14 protein-coding genes and 1 tRNA gene are annotated in these 17,724 nt (G+C 65.8%); 5 read left to right on the forward strand and 10 right to left on the reverse strand.

The window, feature by feature from the left end; all coding sequences use genetic code 11:
• Window positions 1-138: 138 nt before the first annotated feature.
• Window positions 139-1,602 carry an amino acid permease gene (locus AC6JAM_RS10125; protein ID WP_026265879.1) on the forward strand — a complete coding sequence of 488 codons (1,464 nt, stop codon included), beginning with the start codon at window positions 139-141 and terminating at the stop codon, window positions 1,600-1,602.
• Window positions 1,603-1,874: 272 nt separating this feature from the next.
• Window positions 1,875-5,381, forward strand: a complete 3,507-nt coding sequence (locus AC6JAM_RS10130; RefSeq protein ID WP_134165001.1) for a bifunctional proline dehydrogenase/L-glutamate gamma-semialdehyde dehydrogenase — start codon at window positions 1,875-1,877, stop codon at window positions 5,379-5,381.
• 156 nt (window positions 5,382-5,537) lie between these two features.
• On the opposite strand, the gene AC6JAM_RS10135 is transcribed toward AC6JAM_RS10130, so the two are convergent.
• Both AC6JAM_RS10135 and AC6JAM_RS10140 read right to left on the reverse strand, forming a co-directional pair.
• Window positions 5,538-5,852, reverse strand: coding sequence for a hypothetical protein (locus AC6JAM_RS10135; RefSeq protein WP_018769960.1), 315 nt, complete (start codon window positions 5,850-5,852; stop codon window positions 5,538-5,540).
• A gap of 167 nt (window positions 5,853-6,019) precedes the next feature.
• The gene (locus AC6JAM_RS10140; protein ID WP_134165003.1) at window positions 6,020-6,874 is read right to left on the reverse strand and encodes a LysR substrate-binding domain-containing protein; all 855 of its coding nucleotides are present in this window, start codon (window positions 6,872-6,874) and stop codon (window positions 6,020-6,022) included.
• 140 nt (window positions 6,875-7,014) lie between these two features.
• Between AC6JAM_RS10140 and AC6JAM_RS10145 the strand changes: the two genes are divergently transcribed.
• Window positions 7,015-8,394 (forward strand): MFS transporter, encoded by a 1,380-nt coding sequence (locus AC6JAM_RS10145; protein WP_134165004.1) that lies wholly within the window; start codon window positions 7,015-7,017, stop codon window positions 8,392-8,394.
• On the opposite strand, the gene AC6JAM_RS10150 is transcribed toward AC6JAM_RS10145, so the two are convergent.
• The 4 genes from AC6JAM_RS10150 to AC6JAM_RS10165 all read right to left on the reverse strand — a co-directional run bounded on the left by AC6JAM_RS10150 (window position 8,391) and on the right by AC6JAM_RS10165 (window position 11,335).
• The gene (locus AC6JAM_RS10150; protein ID WP_497934593.1) at window positions 8,391-9,572 is read right to left on the reverse strand and encodes a N(5)-(carboxyethyl)ornithine synthase; all 1,182 of its coding nucleotides are present in this window, start codon (window positions 9,570-9,572) and stop codon (window positions 8,391-8,393) included. The genes AC6JAM_RS10145 and AC6JAM_RS10150 overlap by 4 nt on opposite strands.
• Window positions 9,569-9,709, reverse strand: coding sequence for a hypothetical protein (locus AC6JAM_RS10155; RefSeq protein ID WP_497934594.1), 141 nt, complete (start codon window positions 9,707-9,709; stop codon window positions 9,569-9,571). Before AC6JAM_RS10155 ends, AC6JAM_RS10150 begins: the two co-directional genes overlap by 4 nt.
• A gap of 93 nt (window positions 9,710-9,802) precedes the next feature.
• Window positions 9,803-11,002 carry an IS110 family RNA-guided transposase gene (locus AC6JAM_RS10160; protein WP_497934595.1) on the reverse strand — a complete coding sequence of 400 codons (1,200 nt, stop codon included), beginning with the start codon at window positions 11,000-11,002 and terminating at the stop codon, window positions 9,803-9,805.
• Between the two features lie 262 nt (window positions 11,003-11,264).
• A tRNA-Gly gene (locus AC6JAM_RS10165) sits at window positions 11,265-11,335 on the reverse strand.
• Between the two features lie 239 nt (window positions 11,336-11,574).
• On the opposite strand from AC6JAM_RS10165, the gene AC6JAM_RS10170 reads away from it, so the two are divergent.
• Window positions 11,575-12,036 carry an SRPBCC family protein gene (locus AC6JAM_RS10170; protein ID WP_018769965.1) on the forward strand — a complete coding sequence of 154 codons (462 nt, stop codon included), beginning with the start codon at window positions 11,575-11,577 and terminating at the stop codon, window positions 12,034-12,036.
• Window positions 12,037-12,057: 21 nt separating this feature from the next.
• Here AC6JAM_RS10170 and AC6JAM_RS10175 read toward each other — a convergent pair whose 3' ends face one another.
• A complete protein-coding gene (locus AC6JAM_RS10175) occupies window positions 12,058-13,788 on the reverse strand; it encodes a CAP domain-containing protein (RefSeq protein ID WP_497934597.1) in 1,731 nt (576 codons plus the stop codon).
• A gap of 125 nt (window positions 13,789-13,913) precedes the next feature.
• On the opposite strand from AC6JAM_RS10175, the gene dcd reads away from it, so the two are divergent.
• On the forward strand, window positions 13,914-14,489 hold the full coding sequence (gene dcd, locus AC6JAM_RS10180) for a dCTP deaminase (protein WP_018769967.1): 576 nt from the start codon (window positions 13,914-13,916) through the stop codon (window positions 14,487-14,489).
• A 67-nt stretch (window positions 14,490-14,556) separates the two neighbouring features.
• Here dcd and AC6JAM_RS10185 read toward each other — a convergent pair whose 3' ends face one another.
• The 3 genes from AC6JAM_RS10185 to AC6JAM_RS10195 form a co-directional block, all read right to left on the reverse strand.
• Entirely contained in the window at window positions 14,557-15,738 is a 1,182-nt protein-coding gene (locus AC6JAM_RS10185) for a cation:proton antiporter (RefSeq protein WP_026265881.1), read from the reverse strand.
• Window positions 15,739-15,743: 5 nt separating this feature from the next.
• Window positions 15,744-16,226 carry a cation:proton antiporter regulatory subunit gene (locus AC6JAM_RS10190; RefSeq protein WP_018769969.1) on the reverse strand — a complete coding sequence of 161 codons (483 nt, stop codon included), beginning with the start codon at window positions 16,224-16,226 and terminating at the stop codon, window positions 15,744-15,746.
• A 64-nt stretch (window positions 16,227-16,290) separates the two neighbouring features.
• Complete coding sequence (locus AC6JAM_RS10195) at window positions 16,291-17,694, reverse strand: MFS transporter (protein WP_497934599.1); 1,404 nt, start codon at window positions 17,692-17,694, stop codon at window positions 16,291-16,293.
• Window positions 17,695-17,724: the final 30 nt, after the last annotated feature.

A 17,724-nucleotide genomic window follows, 5' to 3' on the forward strand; every position in this document is an offset into this window, starting at 1 on the left:
AACTAATGAATATAGGTTAGAAGTAGTCACTTTATCTAACGCAACCGCGCACGCATACTGTTGAAACCGAGTTACCCCCGTCACAGCCAGTTTCCTTGGCGTGCCGCGGCGGGGTCGCACCCCAAGCAGGAGTTCCTGATGAGCAGTAAAGATATGAGCCAATCGATCATGCGGCGCAAGCCAATTGATGACATCGAAGAAGAAAACAAGCACAGCGGACTGTTCAAGTCCCTTGGCCTGTGGCAGCTCACCGCCATCGGCGTTGGCGGAATCATCGGCGTCGGCATCTTTTCCCTCGCGGGACTGGTGGCCGCCGGCAGCGAAGGAACACCCGGGGTGGGGCCCGCGGTACTGATTTCCTTCCTGATCGCAGGCCTGGCCTCAGCGGCCGCAGCCCTGTCCTACGCGGAGTTCGCGGGCATGATCCCGCGCGCCGGCTCCGCCTACACCTATGGCTACGTAGCGCTCGGCGAGGTGATCGGCTGGTTCATCGGCTGGGACCTGCTGCTGGAATACATTGCCATTGTGGCGGTAGTGGCCATCGGCATCTCCGGCTACCTTGACGCCTTCCTCGCCGGCATCGGCATCCATTTGCCCACCTGGATGACCTCCACCGCAGACGAGGGCAAGGGCGGCATCGTCAACATTCCCGCCATCCTGGTCTGCCTGCTGGTGACCTGGATCCTCTCCCGCGGCACCAAGGCGTTCGGCCGGTTCGAACTCGTGGCCGTGGCCATCAAGGTCATCCTGATCCTCTTCATCATCGGGCTGGGCATCTTCTACATCGACACCAACAACTACAACCCGTTCATGCCCAGCGGCTTCGGTCCCGTGGTGGCAGGCTCCGCCACTGTCTTCTTCGCCGTGTTCGGCTACGACGCCATGAGCACCGCGGCAGAGGAAGCCAAGGACGGCAAGAAGCACATGCCCAAGGCCATCGTGCTTTCGCTCATCATCGCCATGCTGCTTTACGTTGCCGCCACCCTGGTCCTCACCGGCATGCAGAACTACAAGGACATCGACCCCAAGGCGGGCTTCGCCTCGGCCTTCACCTCCGTGGGGCTCCCGGTCATCGCCACCATCATCTCTGTGTTCGCCGTGCTGTCCATCCTCACCGTGATGCTGACGTTCCTCCTGGGCGTTACCCGTGTCTGGTTCTCCATGAGCCGCGACGGCCTGCTCCCCGGCTGGTTCTCCAAGACCGACCGCCACGGCACCCCGCAGCGCGTCACCTGGATCGGCGGCATCGCGTCTGCTTTCCTTGCCGGCGTGTTCCCCATCAAGGCGGTCGCTGACCTGACCAACATCGGCATCCTGGCCGCGTTCGTCGTCGTCTGCCTGTCCGTGATCATCTTCCGCTACAAGCGCCCCGACGCCCCACGCACGTTCCGCCTGCCGCTGATGCCCCTGGTTCCGGCCTTCGGCGTCCTTGCCTCGGCCTTCCTGATGCTGCAGCTGCACTGGGAGACCTGGCTGCGGTTCGTGGTGTGGCTGATCATCGGCCTGGCCATCTACTTCGGCTACGGCCGCAAGCACTCGCTGATGAACCCCAACAGCCCGCGCCATGAGGAGCTCGTGGAGCTGCACCGCCCCCTCGCCTAGCCCACCTCCGGGACGCCCGCTCACATCCGGCGGGTTTTCCGGGAACCCCCGCTCACCCAGTGAGCGGGGGTTCGCTGTTTGTTGCCGGAAGTGAGCGGGCGTTGAGGTTTCGGGCGTCAAAGGTGAGCGGGCGTGCGGGGGCGGAACCAGGGCGGCAAAACATCGGTTTTCCTAACCTGTATTGGTTGGAAAAGATCGCTTTATCTTATGTGAGTAGAAGCTCATACTGGTGGAAAGACCTTCTCCCACGGCAAGAAAGATCGGGAAAAATCATGACCCACGTTGCAATGGAACCAGCAACTTCAGCCGGTACCGCACCGCAGACCGTCGACGTCGACGTCCCCCAGGCAAAGGCCCTCGCCAATGAGTCAGTCGCCTTGGTCCGCCGCTGGCTCACCGAGGCCTCCAAGGTCCCCGTGGACGCCTCCGCCGAGCAGCTGGCCGGCGTGCTGAAGGACCCCAACGGCCTGGACTTCACCGTGGGCTTCGTGGACGGCGTGGTCCGTCCCGAGGACCTGAACGTGGCCGCCCGCAACCTGGCCAAGCTCGCCCCCAAGGTTCCGGCCTTCCTGCCCTGGTACATGCGCAGCGCCGTGGCCCTCGGCGGCACCATGGCCCCCGTCATGCCGCAGGTGGTCATCCCCATCGCCCGCAGGGTGCTCCGTGAAATGGTGGGCCACCTGATCGTTGACGCCACCGACGCCAAGCTGGGCCCGGCCATCGCCAAGATCCGCAAGGACGGCATCAAGCTCAACGTCAACCTCCTCGGCGAGGCAGTCCTGGGGGAGCACGAGGCATCCCGCCGGCTCGAGGGCACGCACACGCTGCTGGCCCGTCCCGACGTCGACTACGTTTCCATCAAGGTCTCCTCCACCGTGGCCCCGCACTCCGCCTGGGCGTTCGATGAAGCCGTGGAACACGTCGTCGAAAAGCTCACCCCGCTCTTCCAGCGTGCAAACTCCTTCGCCGGCCCGGGAAAGAAGGCAAAGTTCATCAACCTGGACATGGAGGAGTACAAGGACCTGGACATGACCATCGCGGTCTTCACCAGGATCCTGGACAAGCCCGAGTTCAAGGACCTCGAGGCCGGCATCGTGCTCCAGGCCTACCTCCCGGACGCGCTTTCCGCCATGATCCGCCTGCAGGACTGGGCCGCCGAGCGCCGCGCCAAGGGCGGCGCGGGCATCAAGGTCCGCGTGGTCAAGGGTGCCAATCTGCCCATGGAGCAGGTGGAGGCCTCCCTGCATGACTGGCCGCTGGCCACCTGGGGCACCAAGCAGGACTCGGACACGAGCTACAAGCGGGTCATCAACTACGCGCTGCACCCGGACCGGATCCAGAACATCCGGATCGGCGTGGCCGGCCACAACCTGTTCGACATCGCCTTCGCCTGGCTCCTGGCCAAGCAGCGCGGCGTGGAGTCCGGCATCGAGTTCGAGATGCTGCTGGGCATGGCGCAGGGCCAGGCAGAGGCCGTCAAGAAGGACGTGGGCTCCCTGCTGCTCTACACCCCCGTGGTGCACCCCTCCGAGTTCGACGTCGCCATCGCCTACCTGATCCGCCGCCTGGAAGAAGGTGCCAGCCAGGAAAACTTCATGTCCGCCGTCTTCGAACTCAGCGAGAACGAAGGCCTCTTCGAGCGCGAAAAGCAGCGCTTCCTGTCCTCGCTCGACGCCCTGGACAACAGCGTGCCGCTGCCCAACCGGCGCCAGGACCGCAACCTTCCGCCGGAGCCCATGCCGCACGCCGGTTTCAAGAACACCCCGGACACCGATCCCGCGCTGCCGGCCAACCGCACCTGGGGCCGCGCCATCCTGGAACGCGTCCCGGCCTCCACCCTGGGCAACGCGTCGGTCAAGGCCGCGTTCATCAACGACGAAGCAACCCTCAACACGGCCATCGCCAACGCCGTGGAAAAGGGCAAGGCCTGGGGTGAACTCTCCGGCAACGAACGCGCCGAGATCCTGCACCGGGCCGGGGAGATCCTGGAAGCCCGCCGGGCCGACCTCCTGGAGGTCATGGCCAGCGAGACCGGCAAGACGATCGACCAGGGCGACCCCGAAGTCAGCGAAGCCGTGGACTTCGCCCACTACTACGCCGAGTCCGCGCGGAAGCTGGACACGGTCGACGGCGCCACGTTCGTCCCAGCCAAGCTCACCGTTGTCACGCCGCCCTGGAACTTCCCGGTCGCCATCCCCGCAGGGTCCACCCTCGCGGCACTCGCCGCCGGCTCCGCCGTCGTCATCAAGCCTGCCAAGCAGGCCGCACGCAGCGGCGCCGTGATGATCGAAGCCCTGTGGGAAGCCGGCGTGCCCAAGGGCGTGCTGACCATGGTGCAGCTGGGGGAGCGGGAACTGGGCCGGCAGCTGATCAGCCACCCGTCCGTGGACCGCGTGATCCTCACCGGCGGCTACGAAACCGCCGAGCTGTTCCGCTCCTTCCGCAAGGACCTGCCGCTGCTTGCTGAAACGAGCGGCAAGAACGCCATCATCGTCACGCCCAGCGCAGACCTGGACCTGGCGGCCAAGGACGTGGCCTACTCCGCGTTCGGCCATGCCGGCCAGAAGTGCTCGGCGGCCTCGCTGGTGATCCTTGTGGGCTCGGTGGCCAAGTCCAAGCGCTTCCACAACCAGCTGATTGACGCCGTGACGTCCCTGAAGGTGGGCTACCCGCAGGACCCCACCAGCCAGATGGGCCCCATCATCGAGCCCGCCAACGGCAAACTCCTCAACGCCCTGACCACCCTGGGCGACGGCGAGAACTGGGCCGTGGAACCGCGGAAGCTGGATGACACCGGGCGGCTGTGGAGCCCCGGCGTGCGGTACGGCGTCAAGCGCGGCTCCTACTTCCACCTGACCGAGTTCTTCGGCCCGGTCCTGGGTGTGATGACCGCTGACACGCTGGAAGAGGCCATCGCCATCCAGAACCAGATCGAGTACGGCCTCACCGCAGGCCTGCACTCGCTGAACTCCGAGGAGCTGGGCATCTGGCTGGACACCATCCAGGCCGGCAACCTCTATGTGAACCGCGGCATCACCGGCGCGATCGTGCAGCGCCAGCCGTTCGGCGGCTGGAAGAAGTCCGCCGTCGGCGCCGGAACCAAGGCCGGCGGCCCCAACTACCTGGCCGGGCTCGGCGATTGGGCGCCGGGTACGGCCTCGGCGAATGCCGCTGTCACCCACCCCGGCGTGCGGCGCATCGTCAACGCCGCCGGCCCCGCCCTGCAGCCCGCCGAGCTCGAGTCCGTCCAGCGCGCCCTGGCCTCCGACGCCGAAGCGTGGGCCGAGGAGTTCGGCACCGCCAAGGACGTCTCCGGACTCAGCGCCGAGCGCAACATCTTCCGCTACCGGAGCCTGCCGGTCACTGTCCGGCTCTCCGAAGGCGCTCCGCTGGCGCACCTCGTCCGGACTGTGGCGGCTGGCGTGCAGGCGGGTTCGGCAGTCACCGTGTCCACCGCCGTCGAACTTCCCGCCCAGCTGCGCTCCGTGCTCACCGCCCTTGATATCGACGTAGTGGTGGAGTCCGACGCCGGCTGGCTGGCTTCGGCGGCAGGCCTCGCCTCCGCGGGCAAACTGTCCGGTGCGCGCATCCGCCTGATCGGCGGCGACGCTTCCGCGCTCGCCGATGCGACCGGCGGCCGGCCGGACGTGGCCATCTATGCCCACGCCGTCACAGAGGCCGGGCGCGTGGAACTGCTTCCGTTCCTGCACGAGCAGGCCGTCAGCATCACGGCACACCGGTTCGGCACCCCGAACCACCTGTCGGACGCGCTGATCTGAGCCATTGAGGCTCTGATCCCTTGAAACCCGCGCGCCGGAGCCAGGCGCAAGGAATGGCCGGGCAGCCACCGAACGGTGGCTGCCCGGCCGTGTCTCTTTAGGGCCGTGTTTCTTTAGGGCCGTGTCTCTTTAGAGCAGTGTGTTTAGCCGGTCTCGCTAGCCCAGATACCAGCCCGGTGGTGTCCAGGTGGCCGGGACGCTGTGGGCCGAGAATTCCTCGCAGCGGGTGCAGGTGTACGCCACTTCGCCAAGAGTGGCTACGGTTCCGTCACGCCGGTAGGTGGGCGGAATATACGATTCGAGGTAGACGAACTCGTCGGTACGGCATTTGTCGCAGGTGGGTTTTCCCACGTAGCCGGAGTCCACGGAGGCGTGTCCGGTTCCGAGGGTGTTCTGGCGGGTGGACGGCCGTGCGGTGTTGTACGGGCGCGCGTGCGCTGAACCGAGATGGATGTTCCTGGCTGTCGTCATTGGCTGCCTGTCCCAAGCGCGGCTTTCCGGCATGCGGATGCGCGCTTGTTTTAGTGAACCGGCCTGCTGCTTGACCTTGGTAATTGAGCATAGGGGATGGCACCTCCCCTATCAATGGACACGGGCCCCTAACTCCCCTAAATGCAGGAATTTGTGCCGGTAGGGAGTTAAGTTTGGCGGTTAATGGTCCTTCCGACGATCGATTGGGTGAGGGCGTCGATCACCTCGGCGTTGGCCAACGGGTTGCGGATCAGCGTGAAATCCACATCCCCCACCGCCGGAAGATCGAACCGGCGCGTGATGATTTTCAGGTCCTCGGGCACCAGCGACGTCGGCATCACGGCCACGCCGATGCCGGCCCGGACTGCCGCAAGCACGCCGCTGATCTGGCGGGTGGTGCAGGTGATCCGCCAGGTCCTGCCATGGGCTTCCAGCGCATCGATGGCCAGCTTCCGGCTGAGGCTGGGGGCAGGGTAGGCGATCAGGGGCACGGGCGTCCCAGGCTCCAGCACCGTCTGCTCCAGCCCCACCCAGGAGAAGGAATCGTGCTGGACCACGGTGCCGTCCTTTGCGCCGGCAACCCATTTCACGAACACCAGGTCCAGCTGTCCGGCGTTGAGCTTCCGGTACAGCTGGTCGCTTTGCCCAACGGTCAGTTCCAGGTTGATCTGCGGGTAGATCTGCCGGAATTCACGCAGGATCCGGGGCAGCCCGGTGATGGCGAGGTCGTCCGCGGTGCCGAACCTCAGGCGGCCGCGCATTGCCGAGCCGGAGAAGTAGCGCGCGGCGGCGTCGTGCGCGGACAGGATGTTGCGGGCAAAACCCGCCATGGCGTCGCCGTTGTCCGTGAGCCTGACGTCCCGGGTATCCCGGGCAATCAGGCTGCGTTTGGCGGCCGCTTCAAGTTTTCGGATGTGCTGGCTGATGGTGGGCTGGGCCAGGCCCAGGCGCTCGGCGGCCTTGGTGAAACTCAGGGTGTCCGCCACCGCGAGGAAGGAACGCAGCTGGGCTGGTTCAAACATTGTGGGTTCCCGGGCCTTCCACTCTGGATGGGTTATTGCGTTTCGCAATACGAGTTATAGGGACCATACGCCTCCATAATCTGCTCCGCCAGCCTAGCGTTAAGGACATCCCAGACCGCCCGCAATTTGAGGACACTCCTGTGGCACCCCCACCGCCTTCGTCGGCCTCCGTCTCCCAGCCAGTCATCGACGCCGCGGGCACACCGCCGCCGGACAACCAGACCCAGCCGCTCGCCGTCGTCGCCGAAAAGCTTCCCTGGAAGCACACCTTCATCTCGTTGAAGGTGCCCAACTTCAGGATCTTCGCCGTGGGCCACTTCATCGCCGTCATTGCCATCTGGATGCAGCGCATCGCCCAGGACTGGCTGGTGCTGCAGCTCTCGGGATCGGTGACGGCCGTCGGGTTCACCGTGGCCCTGCAGTTCATGCCCTCCCTGCTGCTTGGCCCGTGGGGCGGCATGATCGCCGACCGGTTCGCCAAGCGGAAAATCCTCATCCTGTGCCAGGCTATGGCCGCCATCCTGGCTGCATCACTGGCCCTGCTGGCGCTCACCGGCGTCATCATGGTCTGGCATGTCTATGTCATCGCCTGCGTCCTGGGCCTGGTGACCGTCCTTGACCAGCCCGCACGGCAGGTGTTCGTCAATGAACTCGTCGGCCCCAAGTATCTGCGGAACGCCATCAGCGTCAATTCCACCACCTTCCAGCTGGGCGGGCTGATCGGCCCTGCGATCGCGGGCCTGCTCCTGACGGCAGTAGGGGCGGGCTGGGCGTTCGCGGCGAACGCCCTGGCCTGCTGCTCAACGGTGACCATGCTCCTGCTCCTGCGCAAGGACCAGCTGTACGTCAGCGCCCCGACGCCCAAGAGCAAGGGCATGCTCCGGGAAGGGCTGCGCTACGCCCTGAGCAAGCCCACCATCTACTGGCCGTGGCTCATGGCAGGGTTCATCTCGGTCTTCGCCATGAGCCTGCCGGTGCTGCTTGCCGCCTACGCGGACCACATCTTCCAGGTGGGCGCCGGCGGGTACGGACTCCTCAACGCCCTGGTGGCACTGGGTGCCCTGTCCGGCGCCGTGGCGTCCACCCGCCGTCGGCAGCTCCGCCTCCGGTCCGTGGTGTTCTGCGCGGGGATGTACGGCCTGATGCTCTGCCTCGCAACCCTCGCCCCGTCCATGGTGTGGTTCGGGGCCGTGATGGTCCTGTCCGGGTTCTGGTGCCTGATGTTCCTTACCGGCTCAAACCAGCTGGTGCAGGTCAGTTCCAACATGGCCATCCGCGGCCGCGTGATGAGCCTGTACATCATGGTGCTGATCGGGGGCCAGGCCCTGGGCGGCCCCATGCTGGGCTGGATCGCCGAACATGCCGATCCCCACGTTGCCCTGCTGGTATCCGGCGGTGTTCCCGCGCTGGCGGCCATGACGGTGGCGGTGGTCCTGGCGCGCAAGGGTGGATTGAAGCTCCGGATGGACCTGAAAGGCGGCCACCCGGTGAGGATCGTCAGCCGCCACGCAGGTGCCTAGGACTGCGCCAGCCGGTCCGCCATGTGAAGAACCTGGTGCGGATACTCCGGGGAGCGCTCCTGGAACTGGAGCACGGCTTCATTGCGGATGACCCCGTCACGGATCTCGATGGCCCGCGCGATGGTGTCATTGCCTTCCCAGGCGTCAGGACCGGCCATCACGGTTTCGAGGAACGGCTGCAGGGCCTGGCTGATCTCCCAGCTGGAGGAGTTCCAGAGGTAGGAGGGGCTGTGGTCCACCGCGTAGTAGTTGATGTGGTCCCCGACCGTAAACATCGGATCGGCAAACGTAGTGGAGCGGGCCCAGCTGAATCCCATGCCCTCATCACAGGAGACATCGATGATGAGGCTGCCCGGGCGGAATCCCGCCAGGTCCTCTGGCCGCAGGTACGTCAGGGGGTTGTTGGGGTCCTGCAGCGTGCAGTTGACCACGATGTCGCTTTCGGCGAGGAACGGGGCCAGCGGAACCCGGCCCCGCTCGGTGATGACCTGGCTCAGGAAGGGGGCCTCGGCGTCGTGGTCAAACTGCACGATGTTCACCGAATGGATAGGGGCACCCACCGCAGCCACACCGCGGTTGGTGAGCACCTGGACGTCGTGGACGCCGTGCGCGTTCAGTGCCGTCACAGCCCCGCGGGCGGTGGCGCCGAAACCGATCACCACGGCACTGAGGCGGCGCCCGTAGTCCCCGGTGGAACCGGTCAGGGCCAGCGCGTGCAGGACCGAACAGTAGCCGGCAAGTTCGTTGTTCTTGTGGAACACGTGCAGGCCGAACCCACCGTCGCTGGCCCAGTGGTTCATCGCCTCAAAGGCGATGAGGGTGAGCTTCTTGTCAATGGCGAGTTGGGTGATGGCACGGTCCTGGACGCAGTGCGGCCACCCCCAGAGGACCTGCCCATCGCGCATGTCGGCAACGTCTTCCGGCTGGGGTTTGGGCAGGAGCACGACGTCGGCCGCGGCCAGCAGCTCTTCCCTGTCCGCCATTCTTCCCACCAAGGTGGAGAGGTGGCTGTCCGGAACACCGAAGCGCTCGCCGTAGCCCTGTTCCAGGATGATGCGTCCGCGGAGTTCGGGGTCGATCCGCTCAAAATGCAGGGGATGGATGGGAACCCGGCGCTCGTCCGGTTTCCGCGTAGTGGCCAGGACGCCCAGGCTCAGCTGGGCCTGTTGGCCTGTCACTTCTTCTTAGCGGCCTTGCTGGATGTGATGTCCAGGGAGCTGGCCGGCGCAGCGGCGGCCTTCTTGTCTGCGCGCTTTTCCTTGAGGGACTTGCCGGTTTTTTTTGATGCCGTTTGACGCGGGGACTTGTCAGCCATGATTGCTCCTGTAGCGGAACCGAAAAGGTTCCTGACTACCGACCCTACACCCCTGTACCTAATACGCGCCGGGGGGTGTCCCTATGCTTTTCGTCAAGCGGCTTGGGCGGGTTTTTCTTCGTAGAAGGTGCCGTGTCTGAGCATGGAGTAGATGACGTCGCAGCGGCGCCGGGCTAGGCAAGTCACGGCGGCGTTGTGCTTCTTTCCCTGGGACCGTTTCCGTTGGTAGTAGGCCTTCGACGCCGGGTGGTGGCAGCTGGCGATCCAGGCGGATCTGAAGAGCGCGTTCTTGAGCTGTTTGTTCCCTGAGCGTGCAGGGAATTCACCGCGGATCGAGGTTCCGGAGCGTCGTGTTACCGGGGCGATGCCGGCATAGGCGGCCAGGTGTCCTGCGGAGGTGAAGGTGCCGGCGTCGCCGATGGTCAGGAGTATCGTCGCTGCGGTCTTGATGCCGACTCCCGGCATGGACATCAAGACCTGGGAATGAGGGAAGTCATCGAGAAGCTTTTCGACTTCCTCGGCCACGATGCCGCGTTGGTGTTTGAGCTCCTTGATCTGTGCCGCGACGCGGGGGATGACCAGCTCGACGGCTTCGGTGCCGATCACGGTAACCGTCTGCTCGCCCAGTGCCGTGAAGATGGCGTCAACCAGGTTCACCGGGTCCTTGCGGCTGTGGTTCCTGGCCCACCGCAGGACGTTGCCCCGCCCCGCGGCGCGCAGCCCAGTGGGCCCGGCGTACTTGATGAACAGCTCCAGCACCAGGGACCGGGTCAGCACGGTTCCGGGGAAGACTCGCTCCAGGGCAGGGAAAATCTGCAGCAGCAGGGACCGCAGGCGGTTGATGGCCCTGGTGCATTCGTGGGTCAGATCGGCGTCGAAACCGGAGAGCACCTTCAACGCCGCGAGCACCTCGCTGTCCCGGTCAACGGCCCGCAGCGTGTGCGGCATTGCACGTGCCGTCTCGGCGATGATGAACGCGTCTCTCGCGTCCGTCTTGGATTTTCCGGGGTACAGGTCGGCGGCTTTGCGCATCGCCAAGCCCGGCAGGTAAGCCACGGTGCAGCCGCAGTCCCTGGCCACGGCTATCGGCAGCGCCCCGATGGTGTTGGGCTGGTCAACGATCACCAGCACCCGCCCGTGCTGCTGCAGGCCTGTGAACAGCTCGCGCAGCCGCGCCTCGTCCTGCGGCAAAGGCTTATCAAAGACGCGTTCGCCCGCGGCATTCAAAGCGGCGGCGTGATGTTCGGATTTGCCGACATCGAGTCCGCAGTAGACCGCGTATCCTTCGTCCATCCGGCGCTCCTTTGCACCCCTCATGGCCGCAGTCACGACACCCGATGCTGGCACCCACGTTACAAAGAGACCTGGCCCCACCGGAAGGAGCCGGCCGTGTCCCTATCAGCAGTCAACGCGTGCCTCCGAACCCGGCGACAACACCCCCCGGATCATCAAAGACAGGGCAAGAAAGTCATACCGGACCCAGCGACCAAATCCCCGACCCTCGGGGACCCAATAAATGTAACGGGTTGCAAAGCTGTGGGAAGAGGGAAAACAGAGCGGCTGACGGGAATCGAACCCGCGTATCAAGCTTGGGAAGCTAGCGCTCTACCATTGAGCTACAGCCGCATGCCGCCACTCGCGCGGGGCAGAACTTAGCTTAGCGCAGATCTGCGGGCTCCCCGCCAACCCCGAAGCTGCGCGGCTTCCGTGTCCTGAACGCGGGACGTCATCCAGTAACTCTTCAATAACGTCGGCGCTGTCGGCTGGGTCTGGGCGCCGGGCGCTGGCTAACCTGATCCGGGTAGCGGCCGCGTTGGGGGAGGCAGCTATTGCGGCAGCCCACGTCAACCACAGGAACTATCTTCATGGCAATCGCAGAGTACGAGGTCCTCATAGAACGCGACGCCATGGCCGTCTACCAGTACCTCCTCGACGCCACCAATCTTCCCTCCTGGCGCAACGATGTCCGCAGCGTGAAGCTCGTGCAGGGGCCGGCCGAGGCCGCGGGTGCTGTCTACCGGAAAATGGTGGCGGGCCGTTCGGGCCTGAGCATTCCCGCGGACCTGGAAATCACCAACGTGCGCCCCGGCGCAGAAATCCAGTTCCACGTTGTGTCCGGGCCGGCAACCCGCTGGGGCGGCTATTACCTGAGCACCGAAGACGCGGGAACCCGCGTCCGGTTCGCCATGGAAGCCAAACGCGAGGGGCGCTTCGGTTTCTTCAGCAGGTTCGGCTTCCTGGACGGTATGCTGCAGCGCCGTGTCAGCGCGGATGTGGCCCAACTGGACCGGCTGAAGCACGTGCTGGAGCTCCAACCGGCCATCTGAGCCCATGCAGGCAGTCCCGGCCTACTGGGCCAGCCGCTGCCCGGTCCAGGGTCCGGCAAGGTTCGACGGCGAGGCAAGGCTTCCCGCGGTCAGGTCCCAGTACTGCACGGTGTCATTGGCGCGGCGGAGCGCCACGCCCGTGGAGTTCAGCCCGGTGACGTTGCGCAGCGCCCGGATTCCCGTAACGTCCGTCCAGCCGGTGGCCACGGTGGGCCGCGTCTCTGCACGGAGTGCGGTGGTGCCCCACCCGCGGTAGAGCTGCACGCTGCCGTCCGCTTTCAGCGCCAGCACGTCCTGGAAGCCATCGGCGTCGTAGTCCACCATCGAAAGCCGGGAAGCGTAAACACCGGTGGCAACGGTGGCCCGCTCCGCGATGTCGCCGGTGCCCTTGTTGGCGTAGAGGAACAGGTTCCCGGCCCCGTCCAGGGCCAGGATCTGGGGCATCCGGTTGTTGGCGCACCAGCCGCCCACGGCCAGGGTCAGCGTGTTCCAGCCGCCCTTACCGAGAGTGATGGCGGCCTGGAACCCACCCCCGGCGATGCCCCGGTGCAGTGTGAGGTCGCCGCCGGTCCACTGGGTGAGGACGTCATATGTGCCGTCACGGTCCCAGTCCGTGACAAAGACTTCCTTCGCTCCGCTGAACCCTGCGCCGATCACCCTGGCCGGAGCATAGGTGCGGGGTCCGGTGGATGCCCTGTCCAGCAGCTGCCCTGCGGAGTCGACGGACACGATGTCGGCCGGGCCTGTGATCGCGGCGGCGGCGAGATTAAGCGTGGGCGGCATGTGCTTGGCGGGTGCATCGCACAGGCTAGGCGCCGGCGGCGGGAAAGCGTCCCCTGATCCCCGGCCGCCCGGGGAATCCAGGGTCCCCGCCGGCAGCGTGGTGTAGCCGAAGAAGTTCACCACGCCCCAGATCTGGTAGGTGGAGTTGGTGTAGGAAATGCCGGCACCCATCACGTTGAACCGTGGATCGAGGAGCATGGCGTTGTGGCCCGGCGACCCCTTCCACCATTCCACCAGCTGGGCGGCGTCGCGGTCGGTACGGATGGCGATCACCTCGCCGGCGCCGTTGTTGGGGCTGAGGGCGCGGGGATCGGTCCAGAAACTTGCCCGGTGCTCGATCACGTCACGGCCGGCGATGCTGTCCGACCATTCCTGCGACATGCCCGCCACCGTGGGGTGGTACTTGACCTTGTTCAGGCCGTTGGCCACCCGGTATTCGTTGATCCTGGTGAACACGGTGAGGATGGCTGCAGCATTCGAGTCCGGGACCAGTGCCTCCGTGGAGGGAAGCGCGGTGCCGGACTCAGGGGTGGCCAGCCGGGTGGCCGGCGGCGAAGCCAGTTCCTGGTCCGGCGCCCACAACGGAGGGACGGACACCGTCTGGGCTGCGGACTCCGCCGGAACGGCAGTTGGTGATGCCACCGGTGACGTTTCCGTGGAAGGCACAAGCGCAGTTGTTGCAGGAGCGGCTGTCACGGGCGCGGACGCCGCAGTTGGCGTGGCTGTGGCCGCCGGCAGGGGCGCGGCCACCCGGATGTCCGGGTCCACGGCAGGGGTGAGGCGTCCTGCGGAACCGTCACCATCGACGGATGTTCCGCCCCGAACCACGGGAGCCGCCAGCGAGATGCCAGCCGAATCCGCCTGGCTGGACGGCAGCGGCGCGGGAGGCACTGCTGCCGACGAAGAGACCAGTGCCCACGCACAGAGCACGCCAATAAAAGAGGGTGCCACCAATTTATTCACAAACATCCCCAGCCCTGTTACGCCATCCGGGAGACCATTCCGGCGGCTTTCATTCGCAACATTAGCCCCACGAGGCCACAGCAACAACGGGAAAGTGCGGCTGTGGATAACCGATACGGTAATTTGGGACGGTGCTGATCTCTGACCGCGACATTCGTGCCGAAATTGATTCCCAGCGGATCGTGCTGGAACCGTTCGATCCTGCGATGGTCCAGCCGTCGTCCGTGGATGTCCGGATCGACAAGTTCTTCCGCCTGTTCGACAACCACAAGTACGCGCACATCGATCCCGCGCAGGAGCAGCCTGAGCTGACGAGGTTGGTGGAAGTGGAGCAGGACGAGGCGTTTATCCTGCACCCGGGGGAGTTCGTCCTGGGTTCCACCTATGAAACCGTGACGCTGCCCGACGACATCGCGGCCCGCCTGGAAGGCAAATCATCCCTGGGCCGCCTGGGCCTGCTCACGCACTCCACCGCAGGTTTCATCGACCCCGGATTTTCCGGCCACGTCACCCTGGAGCTGTCCAACATGGCCACGCTGCCCATCAAGCTGTGGCCTGGGATGAAGATCGGGCAGCTGTGCTTCTTCCGGCTCAGCTCGGCCGCGGAATACCCCTACGGCCAGGGCGAATACGGCAACCGGTACCAGGGCCAGCGCGGCCCGACCGCAAGCCGCAGCCACCTCAACTTCCACCGCACCAGCATTTAGCCGCACCAGCGTTCAGCTGCGGCAGTGTCCGGCAGAACCGGCACGGCCGCCGGCGCGCCCCCAACGCCTAGAGCTGCGGGGCGACGGCCGGCCTCCGGATAAACGGCCTGGCCAGCGGTTCCACGTAACGTGCGGCCAGCGGGCCCAGCACCGCCATCAGCAGCACGTAGGCCGTAGCCAGCGCCGCCAGCTCGCGCGGGACCACTCCCGATGCAACGGCCAGGCCGGCGATCACGATGGAGAATTCGCCGCGGGCCACGAGCGCGGCGCCGGCGCGGAACCGGCCGGGCCTGGCGATGCCGGCGCGTTTGGCGGCCCAAATCCCGGTGGCCATCTTGGTGGCGGTGGTGGCCGCAGCAAGGACCAGGGCCCAGCCAAGGACCGGGGGAATGGATGACGGGTCCGTGTTGAGTCCGAACGCCACAAAGAAGATGGCGGCAAACAGGTCGCGCAGGGGTTCAAGGATCCGGGTGGCGTTGTGGGCCGTGGAACCCGAGATCGCGATGCCCAGCATGAAGGCCCCCACGGCGGCGGAGACCTGCATTGCCGATGCCGCCCCCGCCACCAGCAGGGCGGCCCCCAGGACGTTGAGCAGGAAGACTTCGGAATTCTCGCTGTGCACTGCCTTGGAAACATGGTGCCCGTGCCGCAGCGCCACCATGAGGACCATGGTGACCACCGCCAGGGCGATGCCCACCGCGGTGAGCCCGCCCAGGAAACTTACTCCCGCGAGCGTTGCCGTGAGGATGGGCAGGTAGACGGCCATGGCCAGGTCCTCGAACACCAGGATGGACAGCACCACTGGTGTCTCGCGGTTTCCCAGCCGGCCGAGGTCGGTGATGACCTTGGCGGCGATGCCGGATGAGGATATGTACGTGACGCCGCCCATGACCATGGCGCCCACGCCGCCCCAGCCCAGGAGCAGGGCCAGCCCCGCGCCGGGCAGGAAGTTAAGGACCAGGTCCAGGACGCCGGCCTGCCACGAGCGCCGCAGGCCGGTGAAGAGCTCAGACGCCGTATATTCCAGTCCGAGCATAAGCAGCAGCAGGATGACGCCGATCTCGCCGGAGAGATGCGCGAACTCGTGCATGCCTTCCAGCTTGACGATGCCGCCCGCACCAAAAGCCAATCCGCCCAGCAGGTAGAGCGGGATGGGCGACATTCCGATCCGTCCGGCCAGCCTGGCCAACAGCCCCAGGCAGAACACAACGGCCCCCAGTTCAATGAGGGTCAGGGCCAACGGGTCCATAGGGCTTAGCCGTGGCGCAGGATATCGGCCGCTGAGTCGAGGCCTTCCTGGGTACCCACAGCCACCAGCAGGTCGCCGGGGTGCAGCACGACGTCGGGACCCGGCGACGGCAGCACCTCGCCCTCGCGCATGATGGCTACGATCGACACGCCGCAGCGGGTGCGGATGCAGGCCTTGCCCATGGGCTGGTTCTGGAACGGGGAGTCCGCGGCGATGGAGAACTGCCGGGTGACAATCCCGGGAACGTCCTTGTGCTCTTCCGCGAGCTTCATTGCCAGGTGCGTGCCGCCGAGGAGGTTGCCCAGGGTGGCGGCTTCGTCGCTGGTGAGCGGAATGGAAGCCTGGCAGGTGTCGGGGTCGTCCCAGGTGGAAACGATGAGTTCCGTCTGGCCTTCCCGCCGCTCCACCACACCGATGCGGCGTCCGGAGGCGGTCATGAAATCCTTCCGGCGGCCCAGGCCGGGAAGGTTGGTTTCGTCCACGTTCATAGGTCAAGCCTAGTCTGCCTGGCAACACTTGGCCGGGGCCTGGAACGTTGCCCGGAAGGTGTTTTCAGGCGGCGGGGACCACGGCGATGGGCGCCTTGGCCGGCGACTTCACCGGCAGCAGCACCAGGAGCCCTGCCAGGAGGACCACCATGATGCCCAGGATCCCCCAGCGCTGTGCCTGCCCGGCCGGCACCAGCGGGGTGGCCACGGTGATGCAGAGGGTGAACAGCGCCGGCGCCAGGAAGCTGACGGCCCGTCCGGTGGTGGCGTAAAGGCCGAACAGCTCCCCGGATTCGCCGTGCGGCGCGAGCCGGGCCAGGTATGCGCGGGATGAGGACTGGGCAGGCCCGACGAACAGGCAGAGGAAGAGCCCGAATACCCAGAACGTGGTGGTCCCGGCCCACTGCATCCCGAAGAAGACATAGTCCCCGTTGCCCAGGGCCAGGATCGCCGACCCGGCGACCAGGAGGCCCGCCAGGGACCCGGTGATGACAGCTTTGGGGCCCACCTTGTCGTCCAGGAATCCGCCAATGACCGCCCCGACGGCAGCCACCACGTTTCCGAAAATGGCGAAGAAGATCACTTGGGACAGGGCAAAGCCGAAGGTACCGGCAGCGATGATGCCGCCAAACGTGAAGACGGCGGCCAGTCCGTCACGGAACACGGCACTGGCCAGCAGGAAGTAGATGGTGTGCGGGCTGGTGGCATAGATCGCCTTGATGCGCCGGAACAGCAGCCCGTAGCTGGCAAAAAAGCCCAGGCGGCCCGCCTGTGCGGACCGGGGCAGTTCGGGGACGGCAAACAGGACGGGGAGGGCGAAGACGAAGAACCACAGGGCGGAGAAGACGGCAACGAGCCTGATGTTGAGGCTGTCCCGGGTGGACGCGCCGAACCAGTCAAAGGCCGGCTGGACGAACAGCTGCAGGACGATCAGGAGTGCCACGATGCCGCCAAGATAGCCGGCTGCCCAACCCAGGCCGCTGACCTTTCCGATGTTTTGCGGCGTGGAGACCTGGGCCAGCATGGCGTTGTAGTTCACGCCTGCAAATTCAAAGAACACGTTGCCCAGGGCGATCAGCGATACCCCGAGGAGCAGGAATTCCGGGCGGGGGAATACGAAGAAGCACAGGGCCGTCAGGATGGCGACGGCGGCCGAATTGACTCCCAGCCACAGCTTCCGCCGGCCCCCCGCGTCCGAACGCTGGCCCGTGACGGGCGCCAGCAGGGCGATGGCGAACCCGGCAACGGCAAGTGCGGCGCCCAGGACCGCAGAGGCACTGTCCTCGCCGCCGAAAGCGTTGGACGTCAGGTAGACGGTGAAGACAAAGGTGGTCATCACTGCGTTGAAGGCCGCCGAGCCCCAGTCCCAGGAAGCCCAGGCCAGTACGCGGCCCTTGCTGGAGTTCCGGGTTCCGGCTTCGAGTTCCGAGGCAGGCTGCATTGCTCCCGGAGCGCTGGCGCTGTTCATACGATGCATCGTATCCGCCGGTGGCGAACA

It is taken from the genome of Arthrobacter sp. GmRoot5-12, assembly GCF_059739365.1.